Origin of the sequence: Micromonospora sp. C95, from assembly GCF_018070465.1 — a bacterium.
Classification (GTDB): domain Bacteria; phylum Actinomycetota; class Actinomycetes; order Mycobacteriales; family Micromonosporaceae; genus Micromonospora.
Genome location: NZ_JAGPXT010000033.1, coordinates 27,818 through 43,814 on the forward strand (window position 1 = coordinate 27,818; position 15,997 = coordinate 43,814).

Genomic DNA, 15,997 nt, shown 5'->3' on the forward strand with positions numbered 1-15,997 from the left:
GTTCCCAACGTGTGACCGGCGACACTAACTTGTTACCCATGCGTAGCACGATGATGGACGCCCCCCTTCAGGTCTCCCGGATCCTCGAACACGGCGCCACCGTGCACGGCGCGGCCGAGGTGGTGACGTGGACCGGCGCCGAACCGCGCCGCAGCACGTACGCCGAGGTCGGGCGGGACGCAGCCCGGCTCGCGCACGCCCTACGGGCGGAGTGCGGGGTGACCGGCGACGAGCGGGTCGCCACCTTCATGTGGAACAACACCGAGCACCTGGTGGCGTACTTCGCCGTGCCGAGCATGGGTGCGGTGTTGCACACGCTGAACATCCGGCTCTTTCCGGACCAGGTCACCTACATCGCCAACCACGCCGAGGACCGGGTGGTGCTGGTCGACACGACGTTGATCCCGCTGCTGGCGAAGTCCCTGGGCGGCATGACAAGCGTGCGGCACGTGGTGGTGGTCGGCGGCGGCGATCCCGCTCCGCTGGTGGCGGCGGCGGGTGACCGGATCGCCGTACACCACTGGGACGCGCTGCTGGCCGACCGCCCGGAGGTCTACGACTGGCCCGAGGTGGACGAACGCGACGCCGCCGCCCTCTGCTACACCTCCGGCACCACCGGCAACCCCAAGGGAGTGGCCTACTCGCACCGCTCGATCTACCTGCACTCGTTGCAGATCTGCATGCCGGAGGGGTTCGGGCTCGGGCCGACCGACCGGGAACTGGCCATCGTGCCGATGTTCCACGCGATGTCGTGGGGGCTGCCGTTCGCGGCCTTCCTCTCCGGCGCGTCGCTGGTGATGCCGGACCGTTTCCTCCAGGCCGCGCCGATCGCCGAGATGATCGCCGCCGAGCGGCCGACGCTGGCCGGCGCGGTGCCGACCATCTGGACCGACCTGCTGGCCTACCTGGACAGCCACGACGTCGACACCTCCTCGCTCAAGGAGGTGATCGTCGGTGGTTCGGCCTGCCCGCCCTCGCTGATGCACGCCTTCGACGAGCGGCACGGCGTCGACGTGATCCACGCCTGGGGGATGACCGAGATGTCGCCGCTGGGCTCGGTGTCGCGCCCACCGGCCGGGGCGAGCGGCGACGAGGCCTGGCGCTACCGGTACACCCAGGGCCGGGTGCCGGCGGGAGTGCGGGCCCGCATCGTCGGTCCGGCCGGGGAACCGCTGCCCGCCGACGGAGCCTCCGTGGGCGAGCTGGAGGTTCGTGGGCCGTGGATCACCGCCCGGTACGTCGGGGACGACGCGCCTGACCCGGAGAAGTTCCGCGACGGCTGGCTGCGTACCGGTGACGTGGGCACCCTGTCGGCGGACGGGTACATAACCCTCACCGACCGGGCCAAGGACGTGATCAAGTCCGGTGGGGAGTGGATTTCCTCGGTGGAACTGGAGAACGCGCTGATGGCCCATCCGGCGGTGCTGGAGGCCTGCGTGGTGGGCGTACCGGACCAGCGGTGGGACGAACGGCCGCTGGCCACGGTGGTGCTCCGGGAGGGGGCCTCGGCGACCCCGGAGGAGTTGCGGGACTTCCTGGCCGGGGCGGTGGCGCGCTGGCAGTTGCCGGAGCGGTGGGCGTTCGTCGAGGCGGTGCCGAAGACCAGCGTCGGCAAGTTCGACAAGAAGGTGGTGCGCTCCCGGTACGCCGACGGCGACCTGAATGTGCGGGAACTGGCCACGCCGTAACGTTTTTCGGCGCATCATCGCCATTGGGAGTAGTGGCCTGCACAGACCTCTCTCCGGTGGGCGGCCCCGGCGTTCGCACCGCGCCGGGGCCGCCCGTTTCTTGCGGGGCGACCCGCAATGCCAGTATTGCGAAACTTGTTCTTCTCTGTCCTGCGGACGGCGAAAACTCCCAGGTCGAAGGGCTTATTCGCGGGCGCTGAGCAGCACCTTGCCGACCACCGAGTCCTCCACCGCCTGATGGGCGGCGGCGGTCGCCGACAGGGGATAGGAGTGCAACGGCAGACCGGCGTCCTCACCCACCCGGATCCCACCCTGCGCGGCGGCCGCCGCGACGTCCACCACCGCCTGCGCCTTGGCCGCCTTCGGCATCGTGTAGACCAGTACGAACTGCCAGCGGGCGTTCGGCGCCATCAGCGGGCCGACGGGCAACGTCACCTCGTCGCCGCCGTTGTTGGCATACACGCAGACCACCCCGCCGGGGCGCAGCAGCCGTACGTCGGTGGCGGCGTTGCGGGCGGGGGACACCTCCACGACGCCGTGCACCCCGTCGGGCGCGATCTTGTGGACCTCCTCCACCACGTCCTGTTCCCGGTAGTTGACCACCAACGAGGCACCGGCTGCCGCGGCCAGTTGCGCCTTCTCGGCGCTGCTCACCGTGGCGATCACGCAGGCGTCGGCCCAGGCCGCCAGTTGGATCGCCGCATTGCCCACGGCACCGGCCCCACCCTGCACCAGCACCGTGTGATCGCTGAGGGCACCCGGACGCAGGCTGTCCGGCAGATACTCGCCGGCGGTCAGGCACCGGTGCGCGGTCAGGAACGGAATGCCCAGGCAGGCGCCCAGTTCGAAGGGCGCGTCGCCGAGGCGTACCGCCTGGCGGACCGGGACCACTGTGTAGTCGGCAGCGGTACCCCAGGGCCGCTGCCAGGCGGCCTCCCAGACCCACATCCGCTCGCCGATCAGCTCCTGGTCGACACCTTCGCCGACCGCCTCGACCACCCCGGCGCCGTCCTGGCCGGGCGTCTGCCAGCCGGCCGGCAGTGGACCCTGCCGGCGCGACTTCCAGTCGGTCGGATTCACCCCGGACACCGCGATCCGCACCAGTACCTCGCCCGGACCGGGTTCCGGCACCGGCCGCTCGACCAACTGGAGCACGGAGGGATCACCGGTGCGCTCGTACACCATCGCCTTCATGCCACCGACCGTAGGCGCGCCGGGGACCGCCCGGTGCCGGTTCAGCCCAGCCGGTCGACGACCTCCGGGGTCAACTCGTCGATCGACTCCAGCACGGTCGCGGCCAGCCGCCGCGCATCCGGATCCAGCGGGTACGCCCCGTGCGGCACCGCCACCACCACCATCCCGGCGGCCGCCGCCGAGCGGACCCCGTTTGACGAGTCCTCCACCGCCACGCAGCGCGTCGGATCGAGGCCGAGCCGCTCGGCCACGGTCAGGTAGACGTCCGGTGCCGGCTTGCCGCGCTCGGTCTGCTCGGTCGACAGGGTGCTGCGGAACGCGCCGGTCAGGTCGGTGGCGGCAAGCGCCGCGCCGATCAGCCGGGTCGGCGACGAACTGGCCAGCCCCAGCGGCCACCGCGCGGCCAGCCGGCGGACCACGTGGACCGCACCGTCGATCACCGGCACCCGGGCCGCGTACCGGCGGGCCATCTCCTCGACCACCTCGGCGGCGACCTGATCGGCGGTGCGCCGCACCCCCAACTCGTCGCTGAGGTACCGGGCCCACTCGCCGGTGCTCATCCCCATCAGCCGACGCTGCGTGTCGTCCTGCCAGACACCCCCGTGCTCCGCGACGTAAGCCCGCCGAACCTCCTCCCACACCGGCTCGGAATCAACGATCACCCCGTCCAGGTCGAAAACCACCCCATCCACCGTCACACCCCCATCCTCCCCCACCCACCGCCACGTCGATCAAGAAGTTTGCGTCGGGGATTCCGCAGCAGCCAGACGTAAACCTCTTGGTCAACTCGCCAGGGGCGGGAGGCCGATGGGGCTGTCCGGCGGAATGACCGTGTGGGCGGCGCGGGCGATGGGGTCGAGCAGTTCGCGGAGGCGATGGGACCGCTCGGGGCCGAGGGCCTGCCAGGGGCGGGTGGCGGCGAGGTCGGTGGCGTCCTCGATCGCCTGGAAGGACGTCCGGCCGCGCTCGGTCGGCTTGCCCTCGGCGTCCAGCCAGCCACGGACGGTGAGCCGCTCGCGTGCCTGCGACCAGTCCTGCTCCGACCAGCCCCGGCCGAGCAGGTTGGCCGCCGGCATGTCGACCGCGACCCGCCAGGCGAGCGTCTCCACCGGGTCGAGGTCGGCGGCGACAAGTGCCGCCACGTGCCCGTCGCCGCGATGTTCGCGCAGCGTGGTGGCGGCCTGCCAGAGTCGAGCCAGCGGGTACTCACCACGGGGCAGGGCCGCGTTCGCCGCGCCGAGCACCCGGCCGGCCGTCCCGAGCCCGTCGGTGGCGGCCTCAAGCAGGTCGGCGGCCTCCACGAGATGCCGCTCGGGCAACTCGTAGGTCAACTCGGCGAGCGCCTGCACCGCCCCGGTCAGCCGGGCGCGCAGCGCCTGGTCCGGCGTGGCCAGTTCCCACACCGCCGGCAGGGCCCGGCTCACCATGTGCGGCGCGAAGTTGTAGAAGGCGGCGATCACCGGAGCCGGACCGGTCGGCCCGAGCGGGGCGGCGCGGCCGGCGAAGTAGCCCCGCCAGTAGCCGCGTAGTCCGGTCGCCTCGTAGGCGGCGCGGGCGCGCGGATGGAAGTAGGTGACGGCATGCAGCGGCTCGTAGTGCGTCCACATCAACCGGGCGATCCGCCCGTCGGCGTCCACTGCCGTCACGTGCACCTCCGGGTTCGCTTCGACAGGCGTCCCGGGCGAGGTACCCGGGACGCCTGTCGAACCTACTGCCGGTCGGTGACCGTCCGGAAGCCATCTGTGGTCAACGGCATCGATGTTGCGTGCTGTCGGGCGGCCCGCCCGAGGCTCACTCGGCGGCGAGCACGTCCACCACGAAGCGCAGCGGGCCGGCCGGACGACCGCCGCCACCGTCGCCGTAGGCGTCCTCGGCCGGGATGTCGAGCTGCACCCGGCTGCCCACGGTCACGCCCACCAGGCCCTTGTCCCAGCCCGGGATGACCTGCCCGACCCCGATCGGGAAGGTGGCGGGCTGCCCCCGCTCCCAGGAGGAGTCGAACTCCTCGCCGCTCTCGTAGAAGACACCGACGTAGTTGGTGGTGATCGACTGACCGGCCGTGACCTTCGGCCCGGTGCCCTCGATCAGCGGGGTCACGGTCAGCTTGGTCAGCTCACCCTCCCCGGCGGTGACCGTCGGCTTGCTGCCCAGCGCCGGGTCCGCCCCCTCCGGCAGCTGCGGTGCAGGCGGCGCGGCCGGCTCGTTGGTGGCCTCCGCCGGGGCGGAGGGAGTGCCGGCGGCCTGCTCGGGGGCGTCGTCACCGCCGCGCTGGCCCACGATCACGAACACGGTGATCAGCACCGCCACGACGGCGATGCCGGCGAACGCACCGGCCCAGGCCTGCCGGCGGCGCTTCGCCTCGGCCGCCTTCTGAGCCGCCAACTGCTCGGCCAGCCGCCGCCGCGCCTTGGTCTCCTGCTCGCTCACGTCCTCGACTCCCTGCTGAGAGGTGTGGGGTGGATCCGGCCACGGGCAGCCGTCGCCGACACACGGTACCTGGTGTCCGAAGCACTTCCGACCATCGATGGCCCGCGCCGACCGGCACGGGCATGACGATCATGGAGTCCGGGTCGGGGTCGCATCCGCCAAACGGTGCATTCGGGCGACCAGGGGTGTAGTCAGGCGGACCTGCGCGGAGTGGCCTTCTTGGTGGCTTTCTTCTCCGCGGTCTTCTTGGCTGGCGTGGCCTTCTTGGCGGTGGCCTTCTTCTCGGCGGTCTTCTTCGCGGGTGCCTTCTTGGCCGGCGCCTTGGCGGCCTTCTTCTCCGCCGCCTTCTTCTGCGCCGACCGGGCCGACGAGATCGGGGTCGGCTCGGCGCCACCACCCGCCGGTGCCTCGCCGCGAGCCGCCCGGGCCCGCTCCACGGACGCCTTCAGCGCGGCCATCAGGTCGACGGCGGCGGCGGGCGCCTCCTCCACCTCCTCCGGCTGGACCACCTCGCGGCCCTCCACCTTCGCGTCGATGACCTCCTGCAACGCTGCCCGGTAGTCGTCGCTGAACTCGTCCGGGTGAAAGTCCCCGGCCATCGAGTCGATGAGGGAGGTGGCCATCGCCAACTCCGGTGGCCGGATCTTCAGGTCCTCGTCGAGGAAACCGAAGTCCGGCTTACGGATCTCGTCGGGCCAGAGCATCGTGTTCAGCAGCAGCACACCTTCGCGGACCCGCAGGGTGGCCAGTTGCTCCCGCTGGCGCAGCGCCACCTTGACGATCGCCACCCGCTCCGCGTCGGTCAACGCGTCCCGCAGCAGCAGGTACGGCTTTGTCGCGGTGCCCTCCGGCTCCAGGAAGTACGCCTTGTTGTAAAGAATCGGGTCGACCTGCTCGGCCGGCACGAACTCCAGCACGTCGATCGCGTGCGAGGTGCTCAACGGCAGGTCGGCGAAATCCTCGTCGGTGAGGATGACCATCTCCCCGCCGCCGATGTCGTAGCCCTTGGCGATGTCGTCGTAGCTGACCTCCTCGCCGCAGACCTGGCAGGTGCGCTTGTACCGGATCCGTCCGCCGTCGGCCCGGTGCACCTGGTGGAACCGGATGTCCTTCTCCTCCGTCGCGGAATACAGCTTCACCGCGATCGAGACCAGGCCGAACGACACGGCTCCCTTCCAGATGGCCCGCATGCTGCGCTCCCTTCCCCGGTATCGACCATGCTCGCATCACAGCGAACCGGGCGCGAGGTGTTCGGCCTGCTACTACAGTCGGCCTGTGCCCGGCGCGCCGCTCAAGCCGATGCTCGCGATGACCGGGCAGCTTCCGGTCGGTCCCGATTGGGCGTACGAGTTCAAGTGGGACGGCGTACGCGCGCTGGCCGACATCGCCGACGGACGGCAACGCCTGTACGCCCGCTCCGGCGTGGAGATCACCACCGCCTATCCCGAGTTGATTCCGCTCGGCGAGCAGGTCGGTGACGCGCTGCTCGACGGCGAGGTGGTCCTGTTCGACCCGGCCGGACGGCCCTCGTTCACCGCCCTGGCCGAGCGGATGCACGTGCGCAACGCCGCGAAGGCGGCCCGGCTGGCGGCAACCGTACCGGTCACGTACATGATCTTCGACGTGTTGCGGCTGGCCGGTCAGGACCTCACCGGCTGGCCGTACGCCCGGCGGCGGGAGACCCTCGACGGTCTGGCGCTGGGCGCGGCGCGGTGGGCGGTGCCGCCGGTCTTCGCCGACGGCCCGGCCACCTACGAGGCGGCCGGCGAGCACGGCCTCGAAGGGGTGATGGCCAAGCGGGTCGAGTCGGCCTACCGGCCCGGGGTGCGTTCACCGGACTGGGTGAAGGTCAAGCTGGAGGTGACCGGCGACTTCGTGGTCGGCGGCTGGCGGCCCGGCGCGCGGAAGATCGGCGGACTGCTGGTCGGGGTACCCGGCGCCGACGGCCGACTCGTCTACCGGGGCCGGGTCGGTGGTGGGATCGGTGCCGCCCTCGAACGGGACCTGCTGCGCGAGCTGGAACCGCTGCGCGCCACCGCCTCGCCGTTCAGCGGCGACGTGCCCCGCGAGGATGCCCGGGGCGCGATCTGGGTAACTCCGCGACTGGTGGTGGAGGTCAAGTACGGCCAGCGCACCCCCGACGGGCGCCTGCGGTTCCCCCGGATCCTGCGGATCCGCCCGGACAAACCGGCCGAGGAGGTCGACGATGTCAGCTGACCGGTTCCCGGTCGAGGTGCAGGGCCGCACGCTTGAGCTGTCCAACCTGGACAAGGTGCTCTATCCGACGGCCGGCTTCACCAAGGGCGAAGTGATCGACTACTACACCCGGATCGCCCCGGTACTGCTGCCGCACCTGGCCGACCGGGCGCTGACCCGTATCCGCTACCCGAACGGGGTGACGGGCGGCTCGTTCTTCGAGAAGAACGCCCCGGCCGCCACCCCGTCCTGGGTGCGCGTCGAGACGCTGCCCGCCCCGGGCTCCACCAAGGGCCGGGAGACCATCGACTACGTCGTCGCCGACGACCTGCCCACGTTGGTCTGGCTGGCCAACCTGGCCGCCCTGGAACTGCACACCCCGCAGTGGAAGGTCGGCACCCACCCGGACCTGATGGTGGTCGACCTGGACCCCGGCACCCCGGCGGCGCTGCAGCAGTGCTGCCAGGTGGCCCTGTCGCTGCGTGACCGGCTGGCCGCCGACGGCATCGACTCCTACCCGAAGACCTCCGGCAAGAAGGGCATGCAGCTCTGCTGCCCGATCTCCGGCACCCAACCCGCCGACGACGTGTCGGCCTACGCCCGGCGCGTCGCCCAGGAACTCGAACGCGAACAGCCGAAGCTGGTGGTGTCGAAGATGGCGAAGAACCTGCGACCGGGCAAGGTCTTCATCGACTGGAGTCAGAACAACGCGGCGAAGACCACGGTGGCGCCGTACTCGTTGCGCGCCCAGCCCGTGCCGTCGGTGTCGACACCGCTGACCTGGGACGAGGTCTCCGCCGGTGCGGCGGGCCGACGCCCGGCCACCAAGCCCTACACCGCCGGCGAGGTGCTGGACCGGGTCGAGCAGCACGGCGACCTGCTCGCCCCACTGCTCGACGGCGGCCCCGAACTTCCGCAGTAGGCAGCGGCGCCCGTCACCCGGCCCTGGCCGCGGGTGCCGGCCCGTTGTGCCGCCGCAGTCGTGCGTGCGCCCCGGCGAGCATGGCGATCACGAGCAGGCTGACGATCACGTCGCTGACCAGGGCCTGGGTGGGTGACGTCGGTGAGTACGGGGGCACCAGGTAGGCCAGCACGGCTGCCCCGACCAGCGCTCCCGCAGCACTGGCCAGCACCTGCCGCTGACCCCACCCGGCGTGTCCCGCCCAGCGGACCAGCAGCCCCACCAGCACGGCGACGACAATCACCGACACGGCGACGCCGATCCAGCCGGAGAGCATGCTGACCACCAGGTAGCCGAGCAGCACCAGCAGGCCGGGCCGGGCCGGCCGGGGGGCGCCGGCCGGAGCTGGCGGCGGTCGACGCCGCCAGCGCGGCAGGGCCGCCAGCACGACCAGGGCGAGGACCACCGACGCGGCCCCGACGAGCTGACCGGGGCTGGCCAGGAAACCCTTGCGTCCACTGTCGTCGGCGAAGACGAGCAGGCTGCCCAGCAGATAGAGGACGGCCACGACGACCAGGCCGGGCACCCCCAGCCACGGCCGCAGCCGGCGGGCCGGGGAGAGGTACGACTCGACGATGGCGATCGGCGCGCAGATGGTCAACGCCACATGGTTACCGAGGAAACTGATCGCCTCCTGCGCGCTGATGCCCAGCACCGGAACGCGGGTGCGGTCCGCCGCGCTCAGCTCGGCGAACTCCGTGTCGGCCAGGTAGTCGGGGTTGAACAGCGACTGGTCCACCAGGCCCGCCTGGAGCACCCCGAACCCGGCGGCCAGCAGCACGATCATCGGCCAGCCGCCGCCCGTACGTCGGGCCGCCTCCCGGATCAGCACCGCCGCACCCCCGTACATCGGTGCCAGCACGACCACCACGCCCAGCATGTCGGTGCCGGCGAAGCCGCCCCACGAGCATTCGGCGGCCCAGGGGGCGAGGAACAGCAGCGCCACGACCGGGACGAGTCGCCGCAGCATCGGCTGCCGGTCGCCGTCGAGAGCCGTCCGCTCGTCCCCGTGACTAGTCATGGCTTCGACTCTCCAGGGGAGGTGGCACCTTCCACCAATGCCATCAGTCATGTCTTCACCGATTGGACCGGGCGGGTCGGCCTCGACAGGTCGGGTGACAGCGGGTAGGACGTACCTATGCGCGCCGCCCTACCCGTACCGTCCGCCGCCGGTCTCGCCGATCCGGACCGGCCACTGCTCAGCTACCTCGACCATCGGAGCGGCGCGCGGCACGACCTGACCGCCGCCGCGCTGGGTGACCTGGCGGCACGGGCCGCCGGGCTGTTGCGGGACGGTTGTGGCCTGCCCCCGGGCAGCCGCGTGGCGGTGCTGCTGCCGCCGCACTGGCGTACCGCCGCCGTGCTGTTGGGGGCCTGGGCGGTGGGGCTTGAGGTGTCGTTCCGGCCGCGCGCCACCGCCGGGCTGCCGGTGCTGGAGCCCGGCGGCGACCGACCGTACGACGCCGTCCTGGTCACCCCGGAGCGCCTGGACGACTGGTTGGAGGACGTACCGGACGGGCTGCACCGTTACCTCGTCGGCACCGGGCCGCGGCCGCTGGCCGACGTGCCGGTCGGCTGGCTCGACTGGTCCGTGGAGGTGTTGCGGCACGGTGGTGCCCCGAGCGACAGGCCCGTGCTGCACGCCAACGACGCGGCCAGCCCGGACGGCACCAGCTACGCCGAGTGGGGTTCGATCGCCAGGGCGGTGGCCGAGCAGCTCGACCTGCGGGCCGGTGACCGGCTACTGGTCGACGTCGCCGAGCACGATCAGCCCTTGAAGTGGCTGCTCGCCCCGCTCTCCGCCGGAGCCTCCGTGCTGCTCTGCGCCAACCTCGACCCCGCCCACCGGGACGCTGTGGCCGCCGCCGAACAGGTCACCCGCGTGCTCTGAAAACCCCGGATCCAACCGGCGACCCCGGTCAGTCGACGGTGGGGAGGGGCGGGCCGAGGACGTCGTCGGCGTCGACGATCGTGTACGCATACCCCTGCTCGGCGAGGAAGCGCTGCCGGTGGGCGGCGTACTCGGTGTCGATGGTGTCCCGGGAGACCACCGTGTAGAAGTGCGCCTGGCGGCCGTCGGCCTTCGGGCGCAGCACCCGGCCCAGGCGTTGCGCCTCCTCCTGCCGGGAGCCGAACGTGCCGGACACCTGGATCGCCACCGCCGCCTCGGGCAGGTCGATGGAAAAATTTCCCACTTTGGAGATCACCAGGGTGCGGATCTCCCCGGTGCGGAAGGCGTCGAAGAGGCGCTCGCGCTCCTTGTTCGTGGTCGAGCCCTGCACGATCGGGGCGTCGAGATACTCGCCCAGCTGGTGCAACTGGTCGATGTACGCGCCGATGACGAGCGTCTGCTCGTCCGGATGCCGGTCGAGCAGGGCGCGTACCACCGGCAGCTTGGTGCGGGCGGTGGCCGCCATCCGGTAGCGCTCCTCCGCCTCCGCCGTCGCGTACGCCATCCGCTCGGCGTCGGTCAGGGTGACCCGGACCTCGACACACTCGGCGGGGGCGATCCAGCCCTGTGACTCGATGTCCTTCCAGGGCGCGTCGTACCGCTTCGGGCCGATCAGGCTGAACACGTCGCCCTCCCGGCCGTCCTCGCGTACCAGGGTGGCGGTCAGGCCCAGCCGGCGGCGGGCCTGGAGGTCCGCGGTGAAGCGGAAGATCGGCGCGGGCAGCAGGTGCACCTCGTCGTAGACGACCAGGCCCCAGTCGCGGGCACCGAACAGGTCCAGGTGGGTGAACGCGCCGCCGCGCCGCGAGGTGAGCACCTGGTACGTGGCGATGGTGACCGGGCGGATCTCCTTGCGCTCGCCCGAGTACTCGCCGATCTCCTCCTCGGTCAGCGAGGTGCGGGCGATCAGCTCCCGCTTCCACTGCCGGCCGGCCACCGTGTTGGTGACCAGGATCAGCGTGGTGGCCTTGGCCTCGGCCATCGCCGCCGCACCCACGAGCGTCTTGCCGGCTCCGCAGGGCAGCACCACCACACCCGACCCACCGGCCCAGAACGCCTCGACCGCCTCCCGCTGGTACGACCGCAGCGTCCACGGCTTGCCGCCGTCCTTGCCGGCCTCGGCCAGCTCGATCGGATGCGCCTCGCCGTCGACGTACCCGGCGAGGTCCTCGGCCGGCCAGCCGAGCTTGAGCAGGGCCTGCTTGAGTCGCCCCCGCTCGGAGGGGTGCACCTGGATCGTGTCGTCGTCGATCTTGTTGCCGAGCATGCCGGCGAGCTTCCTGCTCTTGGCCACCTCGACCAGGACCACCCGGTCCAGGGCGCGCAGGACGAGGCCGTGCGCCGGGTCGTTGGCGAGCTGGAGCCGTCCGTACCGGTCCATCGTCTCGGCCACGTCCACCAGCAGCGCGTGCGGCACCGGGTAGCGCGAATACTTGATCAGGGCGTCCACCACGCCCTCGGCGTCGTGGCCGGCGGCGCGGGCGTTCCACAACCCGAGCGGCGTCAGCCGGTACGTGTGCACGTGCTCGGGCGAGCGCTCCAACTCGGCGAAGGGCGCGATGGCCATCCGGCAGGCCTGTGCGTCGGGATGGTCGATCTCCAGCAGGAGGGTCTTGTCCGACTGCACGATAAGCGGTCCACCACTCACGCCGAATCCTCTCGTCCGTACGGCTGATCCGGCCGCCGAGGCAGGTGGCTGACCTGCCACTGGGCGACCATCCAGTGTTGCACGCGCGGGCGGGTGGCGAGAAAGTGCTCATCCCGCGCAACCCTGCCGGTGCTCCGGTGCGTCTAGCAGTAGGGGACGAGTTGTCGAGGTCGGCGGCCCGACGGGTCGCGGGACGGGCCGTACGCCCTCGCGGTCGTCAAGCCGGTCGGTGCCGGTGCGTAGCGCGTTCGATCCACGGCCGGACGGGCCAGGCAAGCGGGGGCCGTTCCCGTCGCAGTGGAAGCCAACGGGGGCGAGCGACGCACCCGGGGCCGTACCGGCACCCCCACCCCACCGTTTGGTCGCCGGGCGTCGCCGGGTACGAGCCCAGTCGGATCGGTACGCGATGGTGCTGGCCGACAGCCCTCAAGGGTGACACCCTTGACGTCGAGGGCCGGACCGTACGGGGGAGGGCAGATGACCGTTGACCAGGAAGTTGTCCCCGAGCGCGAGCAGGCAGAGCCGTCCGAACCCGTCTCCACCGCCACGATGGTCGCGTACGCGATCGTCGGTGTCGTCCTGTTCGGCTGGTTCCTGTTCGGCTGGCTGGTGCTCCAGCAGGGCTTCATCGACTCGGTCGGTGAGGCCGCCGGGACGGGTTTCGCCCTGCTGTTGATCGTGGCGATCGTCGGGTCGGTGCGGCGTAGCCGCCGCTGAGTCTCACTGGCGGCGTAGCCGCCGCTGAACCTCACTTCTCCAGCACCGCCGCGGTGATCCGGTGCAGCGCGAAGGTGTGCAGCATCTCGGTGCGTTCGTCCTCGGCACGCAGGTAGCCGGCACCGAGCGACACGGGGCGCACCAGCCGGGAGGCGGTTGCCCCGTGCGCGTCGACGTAGCCGACCCAGACCAGCGCCCTGTCGCGTACCGCCTGTTGCAGCACAGCCAGGGCCTCGTGGTGACCGTGCGCGGGGGTCGGCCCGTCCGGCGTCGTGCCCCGCACCACCGCGGGGGCCCGCCGGGCCGCCCGCGCCACCGCGTCACCTCGGCGCATCTGCTCCACCACGCCGAGCAGACGGGGCAGCGGCAGGCGCGGGGTGGCGAGAGGATCGAGTGCCCGGCTCGCCACCGACACCCGGGCCGGTGCCCGTCGGGTCTTCGGCCGGGTGAGCACCGTCGCCCCGGTGGCATCCTCGGCCACCGGGGCGTAGCCGGCCTCCCGGAGCACGCTCAGCAGCCGGCCGCCCTGGTACGGGGTCACCAGCACCGTCGGCGCGAGCCGGCGCAGTGCCAGTGCCTCCACCCGCCGGTCGGCGAGCACCTCGGCCAGCAGCGCCTCGTCGTCGCTGCGCAGGTACGCCCCGGCGGAGCCGATGCGCAGCCCACCGTGCTTGCGGGCGGCGTCGTCGACCAGGTACGTCAGCCCCTGCGGTACCGGAGTCCGGGACCGGCGACGGAACAGGTCGTGCAGGTCGTCAGCGGAGTAGCCGGCGTCCAACGCACGTCGCACGCTGCTCGTGGTGATCCGGTGCACGCTCGCTCCACCGGCCGACTCCGGCTCGGCGACCACCTCCAGTTCGGCGGCGAGCGCCGGCTCGGGTGGCCCGGGCACCACCACGGTCAGGTCGGCCTGGACCAGGAAGTGGTCCACCGGGGCGGGTAGCAGCGTGTCCAGGGCCCGGACCGCACTGCCGCCGTCCTCGGCCTCGGCCAGCAGCCCCAGCGGGTCGTCAGTGGCGCCGTGCTCGCTCGCCGTCGCCTCGGCCAGCAGCAGCAGCCGTCCGTACGAGGTGAGCGCTCCCAACCCGGTCACGCCCAGCGTGGCGGCCTCGGCAAGCACCTCCCGATGCGTGTTCTCCCGGCCCCGGCTGCGTCGCGGCGCCTGCCAGTCCAGCAGCGCCAACACCTCCTCGACGCTTGGCGCGCTGGCCGGTTCCAGCTCCGCGAGCACGCCGAGCACCGCCCGCCGGGCGGCCGGCGCTCCGGCCCGTTCCGCCTCCGCCGACAGCACCGTGATCGGCCGGTCCCGGTCGTCACGCTGCCCGACCAGCCCGACCTGCCGGGTCATGGTCAACCAGGCCCGGGCCAACTGCTCCCAGCGTTGGGCCAACGAACCAGCCCGCCACATCTCGTACCCGGCGGTGGGCAGCACCTGCTGGTCGGCACCGTACCGACCGGCGGTGCCGGGCAACTCCATCTCTCCGGTGAGCCCAGCCGCGTACGCCACCTCCAGCAACAGTGCGGCGGTCGACTCGTCCGACCCGGTGGCCCGCGCCAGCCGCCGCAGGTCACGCACGCCGAGGCCACCGGACCGCAGCACCGGGGCCGGTTCGGCGGCCAACTGCTCCAGTAGCGCCTCGGTGTGGCGTACCACCTCCATGGTCTGCCCGGCCCCGGCGGAGTCGGCCGCCTTCGGCTCGCGGGGTGTGGCAGCCACCTCGGGCGGGCTGCTGCGCAGCGGACCCAGCGGACCGGTCTCGCGGCGCAGCAGCAGCCCGATCTCCCGGGGCAGCTCGACCATGCCGGTGGTGCCACCCTTGCCGCCGGAGACCCGCACCAGCAGCCGGTGGTCGACCAGCCAGCGCACCGGGGACCCGGTCGCTGCCCCGCCGTTGGTGTCGTCCGGCGGCAGGTCGTCGTCCGCCCCGACCGCCGGTGCCTGCAACGCGCCGGGCGGCACGCTGCCGACCGGTGGGCCGGCGGCCAGCCGGTCCAGGATCGCCCGGGCCGACGGCGGCGCGGCCAGCAGCGTCCGTCGCAGCTTCGCCGGGTCCGCGCAGAGCGCGGCCGTGCGTGGGTCCAGCTCCGTCGCCGGCCGGCCGAGCCCGGCGGGGTACGGAGAGATCTCGTCGATGCCCCCGACGAGGTGCAGGGCGCTGTCGGGGCCGTAGAGCAGGAACCGGGCACGTAGCCGGTCGACGGCGGCCCGGACGGCGGTGGGCGCGGGTGGGTTGGGGCCGATGGTGGCCAGGGCGAGAACCCCGTCGACCGAGGTGGTGCCGTCGGCCGGGTCACGGGTCAACCGGGCCGCGTCCATGATCTGGAGGGTGAACTGGTCCAGCCCGTCGAGTGCGCGCGACACCGAGACGCGGGACTGTGCCCGGATGGCGAGGGCGGCCATGTCGGCGGGGACCGGTACGACGAGGTCGGGCCGGAGCTGAAGGAGCGCGGCGAGGGACTCGTCGGGCAGCGACCGCAGGTGGTCGGCGAGTGAGGTGCTCATCGTCGTTCCACGCTAGCCCGGCCGGGGCCACTCTCGCCTATCGGACGTCCCGGCCGGTCCGGCTGGCCGGGTAGCTTTCCAGGATGCCCTCGTTGACCGTTGGATTCGATCTCGACATGACCCTCGTCGACTCGCGTCCCGGCATCGCCGCGACCTACCGCGCGCTGACCGAGCGGACGGGCGTGCCCGTCGACGCCGACGCCGCCGTGTCCCGGCTCGGCCCACCGCTGCGTACCGAGATCGCCCGCTGGTTCCCGCCGGAGCAGGTCGAGGAGGCGGTCACCGCGTTCCGTGAGCTGTATCCGGCGTACGCGATCACGCCGACCGTGCCGCTGCCCGGCGCCGTGGCGGCGCTCGCCGCGGTCCGCGACCGGGGCGGCCGGGTGTTGGTGGTCACGTCCAAGATCGGTCGGCTGGCCCGGCTGCATCTGAACCACCTGGGACTGGCTGTCGACGAGGTGGCGGGTGACCTGTTCGCCGAGGAGAAGGCGACCGCGTTGCGGGCGCACCGGGCGACCCACTACGTCGGTGACCACGTGGCGGACATGGCGGCCGCCGGTGCGGCCGGGGTGCCCGGGATCGCGGTGGCCACGGGACCGTGCTCGGCCGACGAACTGCGCGCCGCCGGGGCGGCGGTGGTGCTGGCGGATCTCACCGGATTCCCGGCGGCGCTCGACGGGATGATCCGGCTAGCCTTGAGGCAGTAGACGGT

Annotated in this window: 14 protein-coding genes; 6 read left to right on the forward strand and 8 right to left on the reverse strand. The window is 72.3% G+C overall.

Annotated features, from left to right (window positions below):
* The first annotated feature begins 38 nt into the window (after window positions 1-38).
* Window positions 39-1,688 carry a long-chain fatty acid--CoA ligase gene (locus tag KBX00_RS25830; protein ID WP_301548618.1) on the forward strand — a complete coding sequence of 550 codons (1,650 nt, stop codon included), beginning with the start codon at window positions 39-41 and terminating at the stop codon, window positions 1,686-1,688.
* A 183-nt stretch (window positions 1,689-1,871) separates the two neighbouring features.
* Here the strand turns inward: KBX00_RS25830 and KBX00_RS25835 are convergent, their stop codons facing one another.
* The 5 genes from KBX00_RS25835 to KBX00_RS25855 form a co-directional block, all read right to left on the reverse strand.
* Entirely contained in the window at window positions 1,872-2,882 is a 1,011-nt protein-coding gene (locus tag KBX00_RS25835; RefSeq protein ID WP_210830656.1) for an NADPH:quinone reductase, read from the reverse strand.
* A gap of 41 nt (window positions 2,883-2,923) precedes the next feature.
* A complete protein-coding gene (locus tag KBX00_RS25840; RefSeq protein ID WP_210830657.1) occupies window positions 2,924-3,580 on the reverse strand; it encodes an HAD family phosphatase in 657 nt (218 codons plus the stop codon).
* A gap of 84 nt (window positions 3,581-3,664) precedes the next feature.
* Complete coding sequence (locus KBX00_RS25845; protein ID WP_210830683.1) at window positions 3,665-4,489, reverse strand: hypothetical protein; 825 nt, start codon at window positions 4,487-4,489, stop codon at window positions 3,665-3,667.
* A gap of 184 nt (window positions 4,490-4,673) precedes the next feature.
* Complete coding sequence (locus KBX00_RS25850) at window positions 4,674-5,309, reverse strand: FKBP-type peptidyl-prolyl cis-trans isomerase (RefSeq protein WP_210830658.1); 636 nt, start codon at window positions 5,307-5,309, stop codon at window positions 4,674-4,676.
* A gap of 191 nt (window positions 5,310-5,500) precedes the next feature.
* Window positions 5,501-6,499 (reverse strand): Ku protein, encoded by a 999-nt coding sequence (locus KBX00_RS25855; protein WP_210830659.1) that lies wholly within the window; start codon window positions 6,497-6,499, stop codon window positions 5,501-5,503.
* 85 nt (window positions 6,500-6,584) lie between these two features.
* On the opposite strand from KBX00_RS25855, the gene ligD (KBX00_RS25860) reads away from it, so the two are divergent.
* Together ligD (KBX00_RS25860) and ligD (KBX00_RS25865) are read left to right on the forward strand one after the other, a co-directional pair.
* Window positions 6,585-7,526, forward strand: a complete 942-nt coding sequence (ligD, locus tag KBX00_RS25860; RefSeq protein ID WP_210830660.1) for a non-homologous end-joining DNA ligase — start codon at window positions 6,585-6,587, stop codon at window positions 7,524-7,526.
* On the forward strand, window positions 7,516-8,427 hold the full coding sequence (gene ligD / locus KBX00_RS25865) for a non-homologous end-joining DNA ligase (protein ID WP_210830661.1): 912 nt from the start codon (window positions 7,516-7,518) through the stop codon (window positions 8,425-8,427). The genes ligD (KBX00_RS25860) and ligD (KBX00_RS25865) overlap by 11 nt, the downstream gene beginning before the upstream one ends.
* Before the next feature lie 13 nt (window positions 8,428-8,440).
* Here the strand turns inward: ligD (KBX00_RS25865) and KBX00_RS25870 are convergent, their stop codons facing one another.
* A complete protein-coding gene (locus KBX00_RS25870) occupies window positions 8,441-9,487 on the reverse strand; it encodes a hypothetical protein (RefSeq protein WP_210830662.1) in 1,047 nt (348 codons plus the stop codon).
* A 117-nt stretch (window positions 9,488-9,604) separates the two neighbouring features.
* On the opposite strand from KBX00_RS25870, the gene KBX00_RS25875 reads away from it, so the two are divergent.
* Window positions 9,605-10,357: a TIGR03089 family protein gene (locus KBX00_RS25875; protein ID WP_210830663.1), complete on the forward strand. Its 753-nt coding sequence runs from the start codon at window positions 9,605-9,607 to the stop codon at window positions 10,355-10,357.
* Between the two features lie 28 nt (window positions 10,358-10,385).
* Here KBX00_RS25875 and KBX00_RS25880 read toward each other — a convergent pair whose 3' ends face one another.
* The gene (locus tag KBX00_RS25880) at window positions 10,386-12,065 is read right to left on the reverse strand and encodes a DNA repair helicase XPB (RefSeq protein WP_210830664.1); all 1,680 of its coding nucleotides are present in this window, start codon (window positions 12,063-12,065) and stop codon (window positions 10,386-10,388) included.
* A 477-nt stretch (window positions 12,066-12,542) separates the two neighbouring features.
* Between KBX00_RS25880 and KBX00_RS25885 the strand changes: the two genes are divergently transcribed.
* Entirely contained in the window at window positions 12,543-12,782 is a 240-nt protein-coding gene (locus KBX00_RS25885) for a hypothetical protein (RefSeq protein WP_210830665.1), read from the forward strand.
* 31 nt (window positions 12,783-12,813) lie between these two features.
* Here KBX00_RS25885 and KBX00_RS25890 read toward each other — a convergent pair whose 3' ends face one another.
* Window positions 12,814-15,285, reverse strand: coding sequence for a helicase-associated domain-containing protein (locus KBX00_RS25890; RefSeq protein WP_210830666.1), 2,472 nt, complete (start codon window positions 15,283-15,285; stop codon window positions 12,814-12,816).
* An 83-nt stretch (window positions 15,286-15,368) separates the two neighbouring features.
* Between KBX00_RS25890 and KBX00_RS25895 the strand changes: the two genes are divergently transcribed.
* On the forward strand, window positions 15,369-15,992 hold the full coding sequence (locus KBX00_RS25895) for an HAD family hydrolase (RefSeq protein ID WP_210830667.1): 624 nt from the start codon (window positions 15,369-15,371) through the stop codon (window positions 15,990-15,992).
* Window positions 15,993-15,997: the final 5 nt, after the last annotated feature.